This is a genomic window from Qipengyuania gaetbuli (assembly GCF_020524765.1).
Taxonomy (GTDB): Bacteria; Pseudomonadota; Alphaproteobacteria; order Sphingomonadales; family Sphingomonadaceae; genus Qipengyuania; species Qipengyuania gaetbuli_A.
Genome location: NZ_JAIVLR010000001.1, coordinates 676,682 through 696,384 on the forward strand (window position 1 = coordinate 676,682; position 19,703 = coordinate 696,384).

General features: G+C 63.9%; 18 protein-coding genes and 1 tRNA gene. 10 read left to right on the forward strand and 9 right to left on the reverse strand.

Going from position 1 to position 19,703, the window contains the following annotated elements:
- Window positions 1–162 precede the first annotated feature (162 nt).
- Entirely contained in the window at window positions 163–543 is a 381-nt protein-coding gene (locus LC083_RS03570) for a hypothetical protein (protein WP_226699216.1), read from the reverse strand.
- Window positions 544–783: 240 nt separating this feature from the next.
- On the opposite strand from LC083_RS03570, the gene LC083_RS03575 reads away from it, so the two are divergent.
- Entirely contained in the window at window positions 784–2,358 is a 1,575-nt protein-coding gene (locus tag LC083_RS03575; protein ID WP_226699217.1) for a hypothetical protein, read from the forward strand.
- Window positions 2,359–2,470: 112 nt separating this feature from the next.
- On the forward strand, window positions 2,471–5,185 hold the full coding sequence (locus LC083_RS03580; protein ID WP_226699218.1) for a TonB-dependent receptor domain-containing protein: 2,715 nt from the start codon (window positions 2,471–2,473) through the stop codon (window positions 5,183–5,185).
- 72 nt (window positions 5,186–5,257) lie between these two features.
- Here the strand turns inward: LC083_RS03580 and LC083_RS03585 are convergent, their stop codons facing one another.
- The 3 genes from LC083_RS03585 to LC083_RS03595 form a co-directional block, all read right to left on the reverse strand.
- On the reverse strand, window positions 5,258–5,932 hold the full coding sequence (locus LC083_RS03585) for a response regulator transcription factor (protein WP_226699219.1): 675 nt from the start codon (window positions 5,930–5,932) through the stop codon (window positions 5,258–5,260).
- Window positions 5,933–6,079: 147 nt separating this feature from the next.
- Window positions 6,080–7,345 carry an ATP-dependent Clp protease ATP-binding subunit ClpX gene (gene clpX / locus LC083_RS03590; RefSeq protein ID WP_160608057.1) on the reverse strand — a complete coding sequence of 422 codons (1,266 nt, stop codon included), beginning with the start codon at window positions 7,343–7,345 and terminating at the stop codon, window positions 6,080–6,082.
- A 194-nt stretch (window positions 7,346–7,539) separates the two neighbouring features.
- Window positions 7,540–8,253, reverse strand: coding sequence for an ATP-dependent Clp protease proteolytic subunit (locus LC083_RS03595; protein WP_160608059.1), 714 nt, complete (start codon window positions 8,251–8,253; stop codon window positions 7,540–7,542).
- 259 nt (window positions 8,254–8,512) lie between these two features.
- On the opposite strand from LC083_RS03595, the gene LC083_RS03600 reads away from it, so the two are divergent.
- Genes LC083_RS03600 through LC083_RS03610 form a run of 3 tightly spaced genes read left to right on the forward strand, consistent with a single transcriptional unit; the run spans window position 8,513 to window position 13,517 of the window.
- Complete coding sequence (locus tag LC083_RS03600; RefSeq protein ID WP_226699220.1) at window positions 8,513–10,561, forward strand: TonB-dependent receptor plug domain-containing protein; 2,049 nt, start codon at window positions 8,513–8,515, stop codon at window positions 10,559–10,561.
- A gap of 40 nt (window positions 10,562–10,601) precedes the next feature.
- The gene (locus LC083_RS03605; protein WP_226699221.1) at window positions 10,602–12,143 is read left to right on the forward strand and encodes an amidase; all 1,542 of its coding nucleotides are present in this window, start codon (window positions 10,602–10,604) and stop codon (window positions 12,141–12,143) included.
- Window positions 12,144–12,149: 6 nt separating this feature from the next.
- Window positions 12,150–13,517 carry a cation:proton antiporter gene (locus LC083_RS03610; protein WP_226699222.1) on the forward strand — a complete coding sequence of 456 codons (1,368 nt, stop codon included), beginning with the start codon at window positions 12,150–12,152 and terminating at the stop codon, window positions 13,515–13,517.
- 66 nt (window positions 13,518–13,583) lie between these two features.
- On the opposite strand, the gene tig is transcribed toward LC083_RS03610, so the two are convergent.
- Both tig and LC083_RS03620 read right to left on the reverse strand, forming a co-directional pair.
- The gene (gene tig, locus LC083_RS03615) at window positions 13,584–15,143 is read right to left on the reverse strand and encodes a trigger factor (protein ID WP_226699223.1); all 1,560 of its coding nucleotides are present in this window, start codon (window positions 15,141–15,143) and stop codon (window positions 13,584–13,586) included.
- 68 nt (window positions 15,144–15,211) lie between these two features.
- Window positions 15,212–15,296, reverse strand: a tRNA-Leu gene (locus tag LC083_RS03620).
- A 158-nt stretch (window positions 15,297–15,454) separates the two neighbouring features.
- Here LC083_RS03620 and LC083_RS03625 point away from each other — a divergent pair.
- Together LC083_RS03625 and LC083_RS03630 are read left to right on the forward strand one after the other, a co-directional pair.
- A complete protein-coding gene (locus tag LC083_RS03625; RefSeq protein ID WP_170290011.1) occupies window positions 15,455–15,628 on the forward strand; it encodes a hypothetical protein in 174 nt (57 codons plus the stop codon).
- A 39-nt stretch (window positions 15,629–15,667) separates the two neighbouring features.
- Window positions 15,668–15,952, forward strand: a complete 285-nt coding sequence (locus LC083_RS03630) for a DUF3297 family protein (RefSeq protein ID WP_222553829.1) — start codon at window positions 15,668–15,670, stop codon at window positions 15,950–15,952.
- Here the strand turns inward: LC083_RS03630 and LC083_RS03635 are convergent, their stop codons facing one another.
- Window positions 15,953–16,543, reverse strand: a complete 591-nt coding sequence (locus LC083_RS03635) for a CHAP domain-containing protein (protein ID WP_413469440.1) — start codon at window positions 16,541–16,543, stop codon at window positions 15,953–15,955. It lies immediately after the preceding gene.
- A gap of 88 nt (window positions 16,544–16,631) precedes the next feature.
- On the opposite strand from LC083_RS03635, the gene der reads away from it, so the two are divergent.
- The 3 genes from der to LC083_RS03650 all read left to right on the forward strand — a co-directional run bounded on the left by der (window position 16,632) and on the right by LC083_RS03650 (window position 18,841).
- Window positions 16,632–18,026 carry a ribosome biogenesis GTPase Der gene (der, locus tag LC083_RS03640; RefSeq protein ID WP_226699224.1) on the forward strand — a complete coding sequence of 465 codons (1,395 nt, stop codon included), beginning with the start codon at window positions 16,632–16,634 and terminating at the stop codon, window positions 18,024–18,026.
- 5 nt (window positions 18,027–18,031) lie between these two features.
- The gene (locus tag LC083_RS03645; RefSeq protein ID WP_160608075.1) at window positions 18,032–18,523 is read left to right on the forward strand and encodes a DUF2721 domain-containing protein; all 492 of its coding nucleotides are present in this window, start codon (window positions 18,032–18,034) and stop codon (window positions 18,521–18,523) included.
- A 117-nt stretch (window positions 18,524–18,640) separates the two neighbouring features.
- Window positions 18,641–18,841, forward strand: a complete 201-nt coding sequence (locus tag LC083_RS03650; RefSeq protein WP_226699225.1) for a hypothetical protein — start codon at window positions 18,641–18,643, stop codon at window positions 18,839–18,841.
- A 10-nt stretch (window positions 18,842–18,851) separates the two neighbouring features.
- Here LC083_RS03650 and bfr read toward each other — a convergent pair whose 3' ends face one another.
- Together bfr and LC083_RS03660 are read right to left on the reverse strand one after the other, a co-directional pair.
- A complete protein-coding gene (gene bfr, locus LC083_RS03655) occupies window positions 18,852–19,349 on the reverse strand; it encodes a bacterioferritin (protein ID WP_160608079.1) in 498 nt (165 codons plus the stop codon).
- A 125-nt stretch (window positions 19,350–19,474) separates the two neighbouring features.
- A complete protein-coding gene (locus LC083_RS03660; RefSeq protein WP_226700011.1) occupies window positions 19,475–19,666 on the reverse strand; it encodes a bacterioferritin-associated ferredoxin in 192 nt (63 codons plus the stop codon).
- Between the last annotated feature and the right edge of the window lie 37 nt (window positions 19,667–19,703).

Here is a 19,703-nt window from a genome sequence, read left to right on the forward strand (position 1 = left end):
CGTCGAACACCCTCCGTGCGGCCCCTTTGCGGACCTTACATGACATCAGGGTGACAAGAAGCTGAATGCAGGGGAAATCCTCAGCTTTCGCCGTGACCGCATAAGGAAACGGCCCGCCTTCCGTATAGGGAAGCGGGCCGCAAAGGCTCGGTGCATATGCTCTCAGCGGCTGGCGAGCGCCGCGTAATCCTTGAAGTCCTGCCCGTCGACCATGGCCAGCCCCCGCCGTGCAAGAACTCGCGAGTCGACCCACTGGCCGCCCGCGGTCTCGAGCCGGTAGCGATCCCGGAGGGCTCCAGCCTCGGCAAACTTGGCGCGCGCCGCGTCTTCCTGGCCCAGGCGCGCAAGCGCGATGCCGTGATTGATCAGCCTCGCCGGATCGTCATTGGCAAGGTCGCTGTTCTCGATCGCGGCGAGCGCGGCGAGATCATTGCCGGCAACCAGTTCCTCGTAGCCCACATCCATCGAAGGTGCCGGGCTCGCCACGACCTCGATCGGGCCCGACCCCATGACCATCAGCGTAGCGGCAGCGATGAGCGACATATGATTTTTCTCCCAAGTTCTTGGAGAAGAATATGCGGGTTTGTTTCAGCGCCTGCAACAAAACCGTAACATTGTCACAAATCTGCAATGGAGCGTCTGGGCCGTATTACCTGTTGAAACTGCAACAGAACGGTCACGAAGCATCACAAACTGTCACACGCCGCCCCTAGCCGGCGAATCGCGATCACGAATTCGCATTCGAGTTTTCCGATTCACCCGGTTTTTGAGGGGACCGTACCCGTGACCAATTTTCACCGTTCGCTTGTTCTTGGCTGCTCCGCACTGGCGCTGAGCGCCTGCGGGGCCGACGAAATCGTTTCACCCGGCACCGGCGGCAACATCACCATCAACAACCCGACGCCGACTCCCACGCCGACGCCGACGCCCACCCCGACTAGCTCGCTCGTCACTCCGGCCAACGGCTGCCCGACGATCAGCGACCCCCAAGGACTGACCGACAGCGGGACCATCACCGGCCCGACCGGCGAATACCGCGTCTGCACGCTGCCCGCGCGCTTCAACGCCAGCTCGACCCTGCCCTACATCAGGGGCCTGCTCTATCGCATCAACGGCCGCGTCGATGTCGGCACCGACGGCGGTCCGGCTCCCGACACCAGCGACGGCCTGGCGGATACCGATGTCGAGCTGACCATCGAGCCGGGCGTGATCCTCTACGCATCGGGATCGAGCTTCCTCAACGTCAACCGCGGCAACACGATCGAAGCCAACGGCACGGCCGAACGCCCGATCGTCTTCACCAGCCGCGACAACGTCCTCGGCCTCAACGGCGGCAGCTCCTCGGGCCAGTGGGGTGGTGTCGTCCTGTCGGGCCGTGCACCGGTGACTGACTGTATCGCTTCGGGCGCGACCCCGGGCAGCGTGAACTGCGAGCGCCAGGTCGAAGGTGCAGCCGATCCGGCGATCTTCGGCGGCGCGACGCCGGGCGACAGCTCGGGCAGCATGAAGTTCGTCCAGATCCGCTATTCGGGCTTCGTCCTTTCGGGTGACAACGAACTGCAGTCGCTGACCACCGGCGGTATCGGTTCGGGCACGACGCTGGAAAACATCATGAGCTACAACAGCTCGGATGACGGCGTCGAATTCTTCGGCGGGCGCGTCAATGTGAAGCGCCTCGTCGTGGTCGGCGCGGAAGACGACAGCCTCGACACCGACACGGGCGTGAAGGCCAACATGCAGTACGTCATCGCCATCCAGCGCCCCGGCGCCGGCGACACGATCATCGAGGCCGATTCCGACAACGCCTTCAACGATTCTACCCCGCGTCAGGACACCCGCATCTCGAATGCGACCTTCGTCCACCAGAACGCCATCGACCAGGTCGTGCGTATCCGCGGCTTTGCCGACTACCGCATCGCCAACTCGGTCATCTGGTCGCGCAATGACACGCGCTGCCTGCGCATCGACGGCCAGGAAGAACTGACCCGCGCCGCCAATGCCGCCATCGACGAAGCCGGCCCGGTCGCCTTCGACTCGCTGGTCCTCGACTGTGCCACGCCCTTCCGCGACAGCTCGGGCGCGACCGCAGCCGACATCAAGGCGGTGTTCGATGCCGGCACCAACAACAATTCGGCCTTCACCAACACGCTCTCGATGCTGTTCGTGAACGGCGCGAACGAGAATGCCGTGCCGGTCTTCAACGTGACTGCCTGGTCCAGCTTCTTCGAACTGCCGACCAACATCGGCGCCGCTTACCCGGGCAACAACACCTGGGTGAACGGCTGGACCTGCAACTCGGCCACGGTGACCTTCGACAATGCCGTGACCGCCTGCACCAGCCTGCCGGTCTACAACTAATCGCCTTTGCGGGGCGGGAGCGGTGCATCGACGCATCGCTCCCGCCTTCAATCCATTCAGCGGGGGCACGCCTCCCGTAACGACACCGACCTAGTTCAAGGGGGTCATTCCAATGTCCACTGGCAAGCAGCTTGCAGGGCTGCTCCTGCTTACCACCGCCCTCACCTATCCCGCCGCCGCGATCGCGCAGGGCACCGGTGAGGAGGATGAGGTTTCCGACACCCAGCCGGCCGACGAGGCCGCAGCAGTAGAGCAGGTCGAGGAACAGGCCCAGCCCGATATTTCCGTGCCCGGCGGCGCGATCATCGTGACCGGTCGCCGCCAGCGCGACGTCACGCGCTCGTCGAGCCAGGTGATCACCGTGCTCGATACCGAGAGCATCGCCCGCACCGGCGAAGGCGACATTGCAGGCGCATTGGGCCGCGTGACCGGTCTTTCGACCCAGGGCAACGGCCTCGTCTACGTGCGCGGCCTCGGCGACCGCTATTCGCTGGCGCTGCTGAACGGCCTCCCCCTTCCCTCGCCCGAGCCGCTCAGCCGCGTGGTCCCCCTAGACATCTTCCCGACCAACGTGGTCGCATCGAGCCTCGTCCAGAAAACCTATTCGGCCAACTTCCCCGGTGAATTCGGCGGCGGCGTGATCAACCTAACGACCCGCGCCATCCCGACGGAAAGCTTTGTCACGATTTCCGGCTCGATCAGCGGCGACAGCGAGACCACTTTCGGTCCCGGCTACAGCTATTATGGCGGCGCCTACGACTGGACCGGCTTCGACAATGGCCGCCGCGACATTTCCAACTATGCCGCGCTGCAGGGCTTTTTCGACAGCGGCGCGCGCATCGGAGACGACGATGTCGACCTGCGCGGGATCTTGGGCGACCTCAACGACCCGAACCTGATCCTGGTCCAGAAGATCGGCGACCTGCCGGCGAATTTCTCTGCCGGGCTTACGGCGGGCACCGCCGTGGACGTGTTTTCGGACGGCCAGTTCGGCGTCATTGCCACGGCATCGATCAGCAACAAGTGGCGCAACCGCTTCATCACGCGGCAGATCGCCAACAATGCCGAGCTGGAACTCGACAGCGACTTCCGCGAATTCGCGACCGACAACCGGATGCTCGTGAACGGACTGCTCGGTTTCGGGCTGGAAGTCGGGCAGCACCGCTTCCGCCTGACCAACCTTTTCATCCGCGATACGCTGAAGCGCGCGTCTCTGGCGGAAGGGGCCGACCTGCAGGATGACGATGACGAGCTGATCCAGGAAACCGGCTGGTACGAACGCCAGCTGTTCAACACGCAGGCCGTGGCCGAGCTGGAGTTCAACGACCTGTCGATCGACCTGCGCGGTGGCTATGCCCAGACGCAGCGCGAGGCGCCGTTCGAATACCGCTTCGAATATGCCGACAACAAGAACCCGAACGATCCGTTCGCCGGCATCTTCCTCAACACGCTCGACCCGCAGCGCGGCGGCGCACTGGTGGCCTTTTCGGACCTGACCGAGGACCTCTACTACGGCGGCATCGACGTCGGCTACGTGTTCACCGACTGGCTCGCCGCGACTGTCGGCTATGCCTACACGGACACCAGCCGCCTCTCGAGCCGCCGCGAATTCGACATTCGCGCATCGACCACTTTCCCGACGGTCTTCGGTGCCTTCCGGCCCGACAATTTGCTGGGTGACGCGCTGCTCGACCTCGCCTTCGACCGCGCAGCGCAAGCGGCCGCAGGCCTCGAGCCTTACGAGCTCAACATCTTCGAGACGACCCAGACCGACCCGGCCTTCCAGGCGGACCTTACGATCCACGGCGCCTATGCCAAGGCAACGCTGACCCCGATCGACGTGGTCTCGCTCGACATCGGCATACGCTACGAGGATGCGGACCAGTCGGTCCGCGCAGTCGAGGTCTTCGTCGAACCGATCGGATCGACCAGCAGCACCGCACTCGCCAACAGCTACTGGCTGCCGGGCGCGACGCTGACTTGGGAGATCACCGACGACCTGCAGTTCCGCGCCAGCGCGTTCAAGACCATTGCGCGCCCGCAGTTCCGTGAGCTCATTTTCCAGACCTATTTCGATCCGGAAACCAACCGCCAGTTCAACGGCAACCCGCGCCTGGTGGACAGCGAGCTGATCAACGCCGAAGCCCGTCTCGAATATTATTTCGATGCCGGCAGCAGGATCAGCGTCGCGGGCTTCTACAAGGACATCGAGAACCCGATCGAGGTCTTCACCAGCTTCTCGGACAACGACATCATTTCCGGCTTTGCCAATGCGCCCAAGGCCCAGCTGTATGGCGGCGAGCTCGAAATCCAGTGGAACTACGACCTCTACGATCTGGGCGAATGGTTCGACACCAAGCGCTTCGTGGCGATAGCCAACTACACTTACACCCAGTCGGAAATCAGCGTTGGACCGGACGATATCGCGCAGGTCTTCCCCTTCGCGGACCAGCCGGCGACGAACTTCTTCGACGACGGCGTTCCGCTCACCGGCCAGTCCGACCACCTCGTGAATATCCAGCTGGGCCTCGAGGACACGGAAACCCTGAGCCAGTTCACGGTGCTGCTGAAATACGCGAGCGAGCGTGTGACCAGCCGCGGCGCAGGCCCGCTGCCCGACATCATCGAGGAACCGGGCTTCCAGCTCGACCTGGTGGCAAGGCAGGGTTTCGACTTCTTCGGCAGCGAGCTCGAACTCAAGCTGGAGGCGCGCAACCTCACCGGCACCGACCACCAGGAATTCCAGACCAACGGCACGAACCGCGTGGACGTGAACAGCTACACGGTCGGTCGCAGCGTCAGCCTCGGGGCTTCGCTCAAGTTCTGAGCCTCGCTCGCAAGCAAAATGAAAGGGCCGCCCCCACACGGGAGCGGCCCTTTTTTTGTGCCTTCGAAGGTCTCAGTGGCTGTCGTAGACATACCCCATCGAACGCACGGTCCTGATCGGATCTCCTGCACCAACGGCCCGCAGCGCCCGGCGCAGGCGGCCGATCCACACGTCCACCGTCCGCTCGTCGATCGGGGGCTCCTGCTTGCCGAGCCCGTCGATCAGGTCCTGCCGCGACAGGACGCGGTCGGCATTCTCGGCGAAATAGCGCAGGAGGCGGAATTCATTGGGCCGCAGCGATATGGCCTTGCCGGCCCAGCGCGCCTGCAGGGCGCCCATGTCGATCTCAAGCTCGCCCAGCGTGAACGGTCGCCCGGCGATAAGTCCGGTCTTGCCCGTCCCCAGCGCGAGCACGCGGTCGAGCACCGTGGTGCGATCGACCGGACCGACGAGGTAATCGTCGGCGCCCGCGGCCAGCGCGCGCCGCTTGTCCTCGGCATCGCAGCTTTCGAGCACCATGGTGATATGCGCATGGGCCGTGCGCGGGTCTGCGCGCAGTCGGCGGCACATCTCGAGGCCCGAGAGATCGTCCAGCACCCAGTCGACGAAAACGCATATCGGCCCCTCGATCAGCCGCTGCGGACCGGCGGGTGTCAACCGGTCGAAGCGGTAAAGCGCATCGCCGTGATCGAATTCCGGAAAATTGGCCCCATTCTCGTCGGTCATGAGGATCGTAATGACTTCCACCCGCAGCACCCTTCAGCCCCGTTGCAAAGGCTTCGATGGCGCACTGATGTGACTGCGATGTGACCGTGAAAGGTGGGTTGTAACAAAACGGCGCCCGACCCGATCAGGGACGGACGCCGCCGGTTGTTTGCTTGATCGAAGAGCGGGTTAGGCCGCTTCTTCCTTGGTCTTCTTCCCGCCGTGGACCTGGATCGGGTCCTTCTTGCCTTCGACCACGTCTGCATCGATCACGATTTCGGTCACGCCGTCCATGTCGGGCAGGTCGAACATGGTGTCGAGCAGGATGCCTTCGACGATCGAGCGCAGGCCGCGTGCGCCGGTCTTACGCTTGATGGCCTTTTCCGCGATCGTCTTGAGCGCGTCTTCCTGGAAGGTCAGTTCCACGTCCTCGAGCTCGAACAGCTTCTGGTACTGCTTGACCAGTGCGTTCTTCGGCTCGGTCAGGATGGTGACCAGCGCTTCCACGTCGAGATCGCGCAACGTGGCGATCACCGGCAGGCGGCCGACGAACTCGGGGATCAGGCCGAACTTGAGCAGATCTTCCGGTTCACCCTTCTCGAGCAGTTCGCCCACGCGGCGCTTGTCCGGATCGGCGACATGCGCGCCGAAGCCGATCGAGCGCTTCTGCAGGCGGTCGGCGATGATCTTTTCCAGCCCTGCGAACGCGCCGCCGCAGATGAACAGGATGTTCGTCGTGTCGACCTGCAGGAATTCCTGCTGCGGGTGCTTGCGGCCGCCCTGAGGCGGGACGCTGGCCGTGGTGCCTTCCATCAGCTTGAGCAGCGCCTGCTGCACGCCCTCGCCCGACACGTCGCGGGTGATGGAGGGGTTTTCCGCCTTGCGGGTAATCTTGTCGATTTCGTCGATGTAGACGATGCCGTGCTGGGCCTTCTCGACATTGTAGTCGGACGCCTGCAGCAGCTTGAGGATGATGTTCTCTACGTCCTCGCCCACGTAACCGGCTTCGGTCAGCGTTGTGGCGTCGGCCATGGTGAAGGGCACGTCGAACGTGCGTGCCAGCGTCTGGGCCAACAGCGTCTTGCCCGAACCGGTCGGACCGACCAGCAGGATGTTCGACTTGGCGAGTTCGACGCCGTCTGCCTTGCCGCTATGCTTGAGGCGTTTGTAGTGGTTGTGCACCGCGACCGAGAGGACGCGCTTGGCGCGGTCCTGGCCGATCACGTAATCGTTCAGCGTGGCGAAGATTTCCGAAGGGGTCGGGACGTCGCCGTCCTTCTTGCCGGAAATGCCGGCCTTCGTTTCTTCGCGGATGATGTCGTTGCACAGCTCGACGCATTCGTCGCAGATGAACACGGTCGGGCCCGCGATCAGCTTGCGCACTTCGTGCTGCGACTTGCCGCAGAAGCTGCAATACAGCGTGGATTTGCTATCGGTACCGCTCAACTTGGTCATATCCTGCTTTGTCCCGCTGTTTCTCCCGTTTTACGGGGATTCGCCGACATTAGGCCGGTGCGGGATTGGGTCAATATCATAGGTACAGTCATCCCCTTGCCACAAGCTGAAGCGGCAAGGTTGCCCAAATCCTACGACGATTTCGCAACAGTCCGGTTGCGGGACGGTAAAAACCGCCCCGCCACGGTGCTGTCTTACTCGGGCGCGCCGCCCGAGCCCTTGTCTTCGTCCTTGGTCGGCTCTTCACCGCCTTCGGTTTCCGGACGGGCTTCGAAAACCTTGTCCACGATGCCGAACTTCATCGCTTCGTCAGCTTCGAGGAAGGTGTCGCGGTCCATCGCCTTCTCGATCGCGGTGAGGCTCTGGCCGGTATACTTCACGTAGAGGTCGTTCATGCGCTTGCGGATGCGCAGGATTTCGCGAGCCTGGATCTCGATGTCCGACGCCATGCCCCGCGCACCGCCCGAAGGCTGGTGGACCATGATACGGGCGTTGGGCAGCGCGATACGCATGCCGGGCTCGCCCGCCGCCAGCAGGAAGCTGCCCATCGAGGCGGCCTGGCCGATGCAGACGGTCGAAACGCGCGGCTTGATGTACTGCATGGTGTCGTGGATCGCCATGCCGGCCGTCACCACGCCGCCGGGCGAATTGATGTACATGCTGATCGGCTTCGAGGGGTTCTCGCTCTCGAGGAAGAGCAGTTGCGCCACGATCAGCGACGCCATGTTGTCTTCCACCTGGCCGGTCACGAAGACGATGCGTTCGCGCAGCAGGCGGCTGAAGATGTCGAAGGCCCGTTCGCCCCGGCTCGACTGCTCGACCACCGTGGGCACCAGCGCCCCGGTTACGGGGTCGTGGGTGAACTGGCCCTGGGTGCCGTGTGCATCGTTGCCGAACAGGTTGATCATGTAGGTCCTCGTCTGGATTGGTTCGGGCCTATGTCGCGATAGCTGGCAGGATGTTCAAGGCCTTTAACCACCCCGCCAGTCCGCACCTGTGGGTTCCATGTCGTTCGTCGGGCGACAAAGCGCTTCGTCGGCATCGATCCCGTCTTGGTCGAAGGTCGATTCAAGCAATCGGCTACGGTTGTAAACGACAGCCATGGAGAGAACGTCAAAACAGCCATTTCGCAGGACTTTAGCGCTTACGACGACCGCAATCGCGGCATTGATCGCAAGCCCTGCCCTTGCGCGGGACACCGCGCCCGACAGCGCCCCGCCGCCCAGCGAGCCTACCCCTGCCGCCACCGGCGCGCGGGTGTTCGAACCGTCCTATTTCGCCCAGTTCGCGCCGCGCAACGCGCTCGACATGGTCAGCCGCATTCCGGGCTTCACCATTTCGGGCGGCAACGACAACGGTCAGCGCGGGCTCGGCCAGGCGAACCAGAACGTGCTGGTCAACGGCCAGCGGTTTTCCAGCAAGTCCGACAGCCTGCGCGACCAGCTGGCGCGCATTTCCGCCGACGACGTCGTGCGGATCGAGCTGGTCGACGGCAACATGCTCGAAATCCCCGGCCTCACAGGCCTCGTCGCCAACGTGATCTACGAGAATACCGGCGCATCGGGGCAATTCCGCTGGAACACCGGCTTTCGCGCGCACAATACCGAGGCGCAGCTCCATGGCGGCGAAATCTCGCTTTCGGGCACCAGCGGCAAGCTCGACTTCACCGTTGCCCTGTCGAACGACAACAACCGCTTCGGCGCAGATGGTCCGACATGGATCTACGGCCCCGACGGCGCGCTGCTGGAAGAACAGAGCACGAAGTTTTCCGGCGGGTTCGACAATCCCAAGCTCGCCACGAACTTCACCTACCGTTTCAGCGAGGACACCATCGCCAATCTCAACCTGAGTTACGGCGAGGACTTCTTCTTCCGCGACGAGCCGGAAATCGGCACGCCGGTCAGCGGCCCCATGCGCTTTCGCGACGTGGTGGTGCGCGAGAACGGCCCCGAATACGAGATCGGCGGCGACATCGAATTCCCGCTCGGCCCGGGCAAGCTCAAGCTGATCGGGCTGGAGCGGTACGAACGCGATAATTTCTCGAGCGAAGTGGTCGACAGCTTCGATGACGGCTCGCTCCCCACCGGCTCCCGATACGAGCAGACCAACGGCATCGGCGAGCGTATCGGCAGGTTCGAATACGGTTGGTCGATGCTGGGCGCGGACTGGCAATTATCGGGAGAGGCGGCCTTCAACCGGCTCGACCGGGCAGCTTCACTGTTCACGCTGGCACCTGACGGCCGGTTCGAGCCGGTGCCCTTCCCCTTCGGCAACGGCGGAGTGAGCGAGGACCGCTACGAGGGTGCATTGAGCTTTTCCAAGGCGATCACGCCGAAACTGTCGGTGCAGGCTATCGCCTCTGGCGAATTTTCGACCATCGAGCAGACCGGCGTTGCTGCCAATTCGCGCAGCTTCCGGCGGCCCAAGGGCTCGCTCGCCTTCACGTGGAAACCGGAAGACGACTTCGACGTCTCGCTGACCGCCGCGCGCCGGGTGAGCCAGCTATCCTTCGGCGACTTCCTTGCCAGCGTCTCGCTCAACGAGGACAACGAGAACGGCGGCAACAACGAGCTCGTCCCCTACCAGAGCTGGGACCTCGAACTTGAGGTCAACAAGGGGCTGGGCGCATGGGGATCGCTCAAGTTCCAGGCACGCCAGGCCTGGTTTGAAGATTTCATCGACTGGTTCCCGCTGCCCGACGGGCGCGAGGCACGCGGCAACATCGGCGATGCCGACCGCCTGCATCTCGCCCTTTCCGGCACGATCAAGTTCGACCCCGTGGGCCTCGAAGGCGCCCGCTTCGATTTCGAGGCGGTGAAGCGCTGGATGAGCGTGACCGACCCCTTCACCGGAGAGGACCGGCCCTTCTCCTACGATCTGATCGACAGCTTCTCGGGCGATTTCCGCCACGACATTCCGGATACGGACTTCGCCTATGGTGCGGGCATCTTCACGAACAACCAGGCGCCCTATTCGCGGCGCTACGAGATCGGTCGCAACTGGGAAGGGCCGACCTTCGCCAATGTGTTCATCGAACACAAGGACGTGATGGGCCTGACCGTGCGCGCACTCGTCGGTAACGTGCTGGGGGCCCGCAACTACTTTGAACGTACGGTTTTCGACGTGTCGCGGCCCGATGGCGACGTCCTGTTCCGCGAAGTGACCGACCGGCGTATCGGCCCGATCTTCCGCTTTACGGTCAGCGGCGACTTCTAAGCGCGTTTGCAAAGCGGTGGCCCTGTGGCAGGAAGGCGGCATGACGCCTCGCCTGCTCAGCGCCGCCGCGCTTCTCGCCGCCTCCTCCCCGCTTGCCGCGCAGGAGGTTGCCACCCCGCCCGTCGCCGAACGCTCCGCCGCTGACGCCGAAAGTCTTTCGCCAGGCGAAACGGCCGCCCGCTATGCCGGGCGGATCGCGGCAATCGACGATGCAGGCCCGATGCTCAACTCGGTGATCGTCTACGATGCCAACCCGCGAGACGGTGCCGACGCAATCAACGGCGCCAGCCTGCTGGCGGGCCGCACCGTGCTGGTGAAGGACAATATCGAAACGAGCGAATGGGCCACCACGGCTGGCAGCCTCGCCCTGATCGGCAACAAGACCGGACGTGATGCCCCGCTGATCGCCAATCTGCGCCGGAACGGTGGTTTCGTCCTCGGCAAGACCAACCTCTCCGAATGGGCAAATATCCGCGACAATGATTCCACCAGCGGGTGGAGCGCGGTAGGCGGGCTGACCCGCAACCCTCACGCTATCGACCGCAATGCCTGCGGCTCGTCCTCGGGCAGCGGCGCGGCAGTGGCAGCAGGCCTCGCCTGGGCAGCCATCGGGACCGAGACCAACGGGTCGATCACCTGCCCGGCGAGCGTCAACGGCATCGTCGGCTTCAAGCCCAGCGTGGGCCTTGTCAGCCGCACCCATGTCGTGCCGATTTCGAGCACGCAGGACACGGCAGGGCCGATGACGCAGACCGTCGCCGATGCGGCGCTGCTGCTCAGCGCGATTGCGGGCGAAGACAGCGCGGATGCGGCCACCATCGGCGTGCCGCGCCGGGCTGACTATTGGTCGGGCCTCGGCGATTTCAGCCTGCAAGGCGTGCGGATCGGCGTCATGCGCAAGCAGGTCGGCAATCGCGACGATCTGAAGGACGTCTTCGAGACAGCGCTGGGGGATCTCGAACAGGCCGGAGCGATCCTCGTCGACATCGAGTTCGATCCGAATACTGAAATGTACGGCGACAGCTTCACGGTGCTGATGTTCGAACTTCGCGAGGAAATGGGCAAATACCTCGCCAGCCTGCCGGGCGAAAACCTGCCTCGCAGCCTTGCCGAACTCATCACCTTCAACACCTACAATGCGGGCGAGGAAATGCGCTGGTTCGGGCAGGACTTGTTCGAGCTTGCAGAAACGACCACCGACCGCGCCGCTTACGAAAAGGCGCGCGAGAATGCCGTGCGCATCGCGGGCGTCGAGACGCTCGACAAGCTGATGGCGGACAATGACGTGGCCTTCCTAGTCGCTCCCACCCGCGGCCCGACTTGGACGACCGATCTCGTCAATGGCGACAATTTCAATGGCAGCATCGGCTTCGGATCGCCTGCAGCGATTGCGGGCTATCCGCACCTGACCGTGCCGATGGGCCAGATCGAGGCCCTGCCGGTCGGCATCAGCTTCTTCGGCGGCAAGTGGCGCGATTTCGAAGTCCTGCAGCTGGGCGCCGCCTTCGAACGCGTCCGCAGCGCCGAACTGGCAACGCCTTCGCTTCAGCGTTGGAGCCCACCGGCCGAAGCGGACAAGTAAGCGCGAATGGAATTCGATCCGCGCATCTTCCTGTTCGTCCTGTTCGGTCTCGGGCTGACCCTCGCGGTCACGCTGGAGAAGTGGCTGGCAAAATACTGGCTGTCGCTCCCCATCGTCTATGTGGCGGCGGGTTATGTCGTCTTCTCGCTCCCGATCGGATTGCCGCACATCAACCCGACCGTCGACGGCTTCGATGCGGTGGCCCTCGAGTATGTGACGGAGTTCATCGTCATTGCCTCGCTGATGGCGGCGGGCATCGCGATCGATCGCCCGGTCAGCTGGAAGAACTGGGGCCAGATCTGGCCCTTGCTGCTGGTGGCCATGCCGGTGACCATCGCAGCGGTAGCCTGGCTCGGCTGGTGGGCGCTGGGCCTTGCGCCAGCCTCCGCCTTGCTGCTGGGGGCGGCGATGGCCCCGACCGACCCGGTGCTGGCCCGCAGCGTCCAGGTGGGGCCACCGGGCGAGAACAAGCGGCACGACGTACGCTTTTCGCTGACCGTCGAGGCAGGCCTCAACGACGGCCTCGCCTTTCCCTTCACCTACCTTGCGATTGCCGCAGTGGGCATGACCTCGCTCGGCGCCTGGACTCTGGAATGGGCAGCGCTCGACCTCGTCTGGCGAATCGTTGCGGGCGTCGCGATGGGCTGGGCCGTGGGCCGAGCGGGCGCCTGGTACGTGTTCGAGCGCGAGGCCGACGCACAGATCGAAGAGCTGGAGAACGAGGAGGACGGCGGCGTCGACCAGCCGACCTATTCGACCAGCGAAGGGCTGATCGTGCTCGGCACGCTGCTGCTTGCCTATGGGCTTGCGGAGATGGTCGAAGGTTATGGCTTCATCGCCGTCTTTGTCGGGGCAGTCACGGCACGCCAGCGCGAGAATCGCAGCCGCTATCACAAGCTGAGCCACCACTTCATCGACCAGATCGAGCAAATCGTGCTGGTGGCGGTGCTCTTCGGCTTCGGCGCCATGCTGGCAAGCGGGGTGCTGGACGCGCTGACCTGGCCGGCCGCGCTGGTGGGGCTTGCGCTGATCTTCGTCATCCGCCCGATTGCGGGGCTGATGGCAGAGGCGAATTGCGACCTGCCGCTGGTCGGCAAGATGACCGTAGCTTTCCTCGGCGTGCGGGGGATGGGGTCGATCTACTACCTCGCCTACGGGCAGAACCACGCCGATTTCGAAGGGCTGGACCTGCTCTGGGCGCTGGCGAGCTTCATCATCCTCACCTCGATCGTCGTGCACGGCGTACTTGCAGGGCCGCTTATCCGCCATGCGGAGCGTCGCAACGCGCATATCCATGACGGGCAGGAAGACACGATCGATCGCCTCACGCCCGAAAGCAGGAGCTTGAGGGTCCAGCCCGATCCCAAGCTCTAGCGCGGCAGGCAAGCAAAAGGGCGGCCGGATCGCTCCGACCGCCCTCGAATGCTTTTCGCCGAAGGATTACTTCTTGGCGGCAGGCTTCTTGGCAGGAGCCTTCTTGGCAGCGGGCTTCTTGGCCGCGGCCTTCTTGGCGGGAGCCTTCTTCTCGCCTTCGTCCTTCTTGGCAGCTGCCTTCTTCGCCGGAGCCTTCTTGGCCGGCTTGTCGTCGGCCTTCTTGTCTTCGGCCTTCTTGGCAGGAGCCTTCTTCTTGGCCGGAGCCTTCTTCTTGGCAGGCTTGGCCGCTTCGGCGGTTTCTTCCGCTTCGATGGCGGCTTCCAGTTCCTCGCGCGTCACTTCGCGGTCGGTGATTTCGGCCTTGTCGAACAGGAAGTCGACGACCTTGTCTTCGTAGAGCGGGGCGCGCAGCTGGGCGGCGGCCATCGGCTCCGACTGGACGTATTGGATGAAGCGTTCACGGTCTTCGGCGCGGTACTGCTGGGCAGCCTGCTGGATGAGCATGCTCATTTCCTGCGAGGTGACCTGGACGTTGTTGGCCTGGCCGATTTCCGACAGCAGCAGGCCGAGACGCACGCGGCGTTCGGCGATCGAGCGGTAGTCGTCCTTCTCGGCTTCGATTTCCTTCAGCATGGCTTCCGGGTCGTCCGAACGGGCGGCTTCCTGCTGGAGCTGGGTCCAGATCTGGTCGAACTCGGCATCCACCATGCCCTGCGGCACGGCAAAGTCGTGACCGGCAGCCAGCTGATCGAGCAGCGAGCGTTTCATCTGGGTGCGGGTAAGGCCGGCAGTTTCCTGCTCGAGCTGGCCGCGCATCAGTTCCTTGAGCTTGTCGAGACCGTCGAGGCCGAAGTTCTTGGCGAAGGCATCGTCGATTTCCGTCTCGCCTTCGACCTTGACCGCCTGCACGGTCACGTCGAATTCGGCTTCCTTGCCGGCAAGGTGCGCGGCCTGGTAATCTTCGGGGAAGGTGACCGTGATGGTCTTCTTGTCGCCCGTCTTCACGCCGGTCAGCTGGTCTTCGAAGCCGGGGATGAACATGCCCGAGCCGAGCACCAGCGGGGTGTTCTCGGCCTTGCCGCCTTCGAATTCGACGCCGTCGACGCGGCCCACGAAGTCGATGATCAGCTGGTCGCCATCGGCGGCCTTCTTCGACTTGGCGGCATCCTTGTAGCTCTTGTTGTTGGCCGCGAGCATCTTGATCGCGTCCATGACCTGATCGTCGCTGACGGGGACCGTCAGGCGTTCGATGGCAAGACCGTCGACCGAGGGAGCCTCGATCTGGGGGAGCACTTCGAGCTCGACCGTGACCTTGGCATCCTTGCCGTCGGCATAGTCGGCGCCGAGTTCGACCTTGGGCTGCATCGCGGGTCGCAGTTCGTTGTCGGTCATGACCTTGTCGACCGATTCGCGGATCATGTCGTTCACGGCCTGCGCGTGCAGCTGTTCGCCATGCATCTTGCGGACGAGATTCGCCGGGACCTTGCCGGGGCGGAAGCCGGGCATCTTCACCTGCGGGGCGATCTTCTTGATCTCGCTATCGATCCGGCCGTCGATTTCCTTGGCCGAAATGGTGATCGAATAGGCGCGCTTCAGGCCGTCATTGGCGGTTTCTTTGATCTGCATGGGATGAAAACTCGTGACTTTCCAAGTGTCTAAATATGGCGCGAAGGCTAAATACGTCCGCGACGGACTGGTGCGGGCGAAGGGACTCGAACCCCCACATCTTTCGATACTGGTACCTAAAACCAGCGCGTCTACCAGTTCCGCCACGCCCGCTAACCCGAACGAAGCTGCACGTAGGCGACGGGCGCCACGCGTATAGGCGCGTGCCTCTAGTCGGGTCGGGCGAAAAGGGCAAGCGCGGCAGCACGACGGGAACGTCCTGTCCCCGCGAGACGTTTTCAAACTGCTGCCGACCGAGCAAAGGACGCACAATGGCCACACAGCCCGACCCCGACCGGATCGACCCCTCCGCACCGCCGGAGATGCCGCCCCCGCAGCAGCCGAACGAAAGCCCGATGGAAGAGCCGCCCGGTATCGAGCCGCTCCAGCCGGACTATGACGAACCCTCGCCCTCTCCCTTGGAGACCCCGCCCCCGCCGGATTGACCTTGCGGGCAGGCGCAAGCGCGACTAGTGGCGCGACCCATGAGCGACGACACCAAAGCAGACCTTCCGCCCGACCACCTTTCGGTGAACCCCAAGAGCGAACATTTCGACGTCGAAGTGCTGAAGCGCGGCGTGGGAATCCGCTTCAAGGGCCGCGAGCGGACCGACATCGAGGAATATTCGATTTCCGAAGGCTGGGTGCGCGTCCAGGCCGGCAAGACGGTCGACCGCAAGGGCAATCCGCTGACGCTCAAGCTGAGCGGCCCGGTCGAAGCCTGGTACGAAGACCTGGGCGACAATCCGCCGGTCAACAAGGCCGGCTGATCACTCCGCGTAATCGGCGAAAGCCGACAGGAACTCGCGCGAGGTCTTCCTCGGCGCGGGAGCCTGCGCAATCTGTACGGAAGCAGCGGGACGCGGGCTGCGGGCCTTGTCGGAATAGATGAACCCGGCGGTCGGCCAGCGCGTGGTCCCGAGGTCGCCGATCGGCGCATACCAGACCTGCACCTCGCTCCAGTCGTTCGCCGCCGAGACGTCCTGTGCCAGCACGTCCTTCTCGACCTGCCCGCGGCGGCCGTTGATAGGCGACCAGTTCGCATGGTCGAGCAGGACGCGGCGCGAATCGATCACACGGCTGACCGTTGCGACATGGCCCAGTTCCATCGATCGGTGCGGCCTAAAGGCGAGGACTGCGCCGGGGCGCGGCGCGCTGCCGGTTGCATAGCGACCCTGCGCCTGGTCCCACCAGGTATGCGCATCGCCATAAAGCTCGATCCCTGAAACCTCGCGCGCATAGGGCGCGCACTGGATGTAGGCGGTCAGCTCCTCGGACCCGTCGCTGGCATGGGCGGGTGCGTCCGACATGGCGGTCGCAGCGAAAAGACAGGCGGCGGTGGATGCGGCTAGCTTTCTCATGCCTCCGGCATAATCGGACATGGTTAAGACAGGCCTAAGCCGCGCGCACTTGCCAATTTGCCCGCAAGAGGCCACTTGCCGCGACAGAATGAACGCCTCCAAACCTACCGTGATCATCATCGGCCGGCCCAACGTGGGCAAGTCCACCCTGTTCAACAGGCTGGTTGGCAAGAAGCTCGCCCTGGTCGACGACCAGCCCGGCGTCACGCGCGACCGCCGGATGGGCGATGCTGTGATCGCAGGGCTCGAGTTCACCGTGGTCGACACCGCAGGCTGGGAAGACGAGGACGCCGAAACGCTGCCGGGCCGCATGCGCAAGCAGACCGAGGTCAGCCTGGAAGGCGCCGATGCCGCGCTGTTCGTCATCGATGCACGTGCGGGCATCACTCCGCTGGACGAGGAAATTGCCCGCTGGCTGCGCGAGCAGGAAGTGCCGGTCGTGCTCGTCGCCAACAAGGCCGAAGGCAAGGCGGCTGAAGCAGGCATTTACGAAAGCTATTCGCTGGGCCTGGGAGAGCCGGTGGGCATCTCGGCCGAGCACGGCGAAGGCGTGGCCGACCTGTTCGGCGGCTTGTGGCCGCTGATCGGTGCCAAGGCCGAAGAAGCCGAAACGGCTGCCGAGTTCGAGTTCGAGGACGATGAAGAGGCCCTGTCCGGTCCGCTCAAGCTGGCGATCGTCGGGCGTCCCAATGCCGGCAAGTCCACGCTGATCAACCAGCTGCTGGGCGAAGACCGCCTGCTGACCGGGCCCGAGGCCGGGATCACCCGCGATTCCATCGCCGTCGACTGGGAATGGTTCGACCCCAAGGCCAACGCGACACGCCAGATCCGCCTGATCGACACCGCCGGCATGCGCAAGCGCGCCCGCGTGGTCGACAAGCTCGAGAAACTGTCGGTCGCCGATGCCCGCCGCGCGATCGATTTCGCCGAGGTCGTGGTGCTGCTGCTCGATGCGACCAAGGGGCTCGAACACCAGGACCTCAAGATCGCCAGCCAGGTGCTCGAAGAAGGTCGTGCGCTGATGGTCGCGATCAACAAGTGGGATATCGCGGAAAACGCCAGCTCGCTGTTCAACGGCATCCGCGAGGCGCTGAACGAAGGACTGGCACAGGTCCGCGGCGTGCCGCTGTTCGCCGTGTCAGCCAAGACCGGCAAGGGCCTCGACACCATGCTGTCCGCGGCTTTCGAACTGCGCGAGGCGTGGAGCCGCCGCGTACCGACCGCGGCACTCAACCGCTGGTTCGACGACGCGCTGGAAGCGAACCCGCCGCCCGCGCCCAAAGGCAAGCGCATCAAGCTGCGCTACATCACCCAGGCCAGCACCCGTCCGCCGCGCTTCGTCGTGTTCGGCACGCGGCTGGACATGCTGCCCAAGAGCTACGAGCGTTACCTCGTCAACGGCATCCGCCAGAAGCTGGGCTTCGATGCCGTGCCCGTCCGCGTCGTGCTCAAGTCGCCCAAGAACCCCTACAAGAAGGACTGATCGCGATGCCGGTCGACCTGCTCCTCAGCCTGCCGGGGATCGACATCATCGAGCGCACCAGTTCTAGCGTCCGCGTCCAGAACGTGGTGCAGCTTTCGCTGGCACCGGCGTTCCTCCTCGCCGGTATCGGCGCGGTCATGAACGTCATGACCAACCGGCTGATCTGGGTCGCCAACAAGATCGAGCGCATCCTTGCCGCCGACGAGGCGGGCGAGGCAGGCGATTTGGTAAAGGAACTGCCCGCGCTGGAACGCCGCCGCGTGCTGGCCCAGCGCGCGGTGATGCTGAGCACCGCATCGGCTTTCACCATCAGCATCGTCATCATGCTGCTGTTCGTGAGCGCCTTCATCCGCACCCCGCTAGGCACGCTCGTCGCGCTCTCGTGGCTGGTCACGATGGCGCTGCTGATGGCAGGCCTTGCCGCCTTCCTCATGGAAACGCGCACCGCGGCAAGGCGCAATCACGAACGCATGGTCGAGCGCATCGGCGGCGACTGACCGTATTTCCGCCTCCGGTCGGGGACAGGCCGACGCTACGGAAAGGCGACTATCGCTGCGTTATCTGCCGTTAATCGGTGCCGCCCCAGCCTCCCTTTCGAGCAAGGGAGATTTGCCATGCAGAGAATCAGCCTCTCGATCGTCCCCCACGGGGAAGACCACGCGCTGGAATTCGACGCGCTCGACATTGCCGCCGCGCTCATGATTGCCGACATCAATGCAGCCGAGGGCCCGGCAGAACTGCGCGATGGCACGCGGCACATCGCCACCCTGCGCCGCCACGGATCGAGCGGCGCGGCCTTCTGGGAAGTGTCGTGAGCGGGCCGGCCTAGCCGGCGTTTTCCTGCGCGTCGCCGGCGGGCTTGGAGTTGAGCTGGACGTAATTCTGCAGGCCCATGCGTTCGATCATGTCGAACTGGGTCTCGAGGAAGTCGACATGCTCTTCCTCGCTTTCAAGAATGCGCTCGAAAATCTCGCGGCTGACATAGTCGCGCACGCTTTCGCAGTGTTCGATCGCGTCGCGCAGCAGCGGGATCGCCTCGTTTTCCATCGCGAGGTCGGCGCGCAGGATTTCCTCCACCGTCTCGCCGACCTTGAGCTTGTGGATGGCCTGGAAATTGGGGAGCCCGTTCAGGAACAGGATCCGTTCGGCAAGGATGTCGGCGTGCTTCATCTCGTCGATGGATTCGTGCCGCTCGTACTCGGCCAGCTTGCTGACGCCCCAGTCGGCCAGCACGCGGTAGTGCAGCCAGTACTGGTTGATCGCCGTCAATTCGTTGGTCAGCGCCTTGTTGAGGTATTCGATGGTTTTCGGATCGCCTTTCATGGCCCTGTCCCTTTGTCTGGATTGAGGGCCGGACTATGCGTCTACAGGCGCATGCGGGCAAGGCAGGAAACGCAAAAAAACTGGCGGAAATCCGGCAGTTGCGAGCGATTTTCAGTAGCGGTTTGTTACCGGCTGCAGGCCGGTTCGAAGGCCATTTCGCGCTCTTCGAAGATGATCGCATCGGCTTCGTCGAGGCAGGCGCCGCAATTGGGCCGCTTGCCGAGTGCGGCATAGCAGGCTTCCGCATCGCCCGAAACGCGGCGCGCCGTGGCACGCAACTCGGTTTCGCGGATGGCATTGCAGATGCAGGTGTACACGGTCTCGAAGTCCTTGCGATTGATTCGCAAGAGCAGA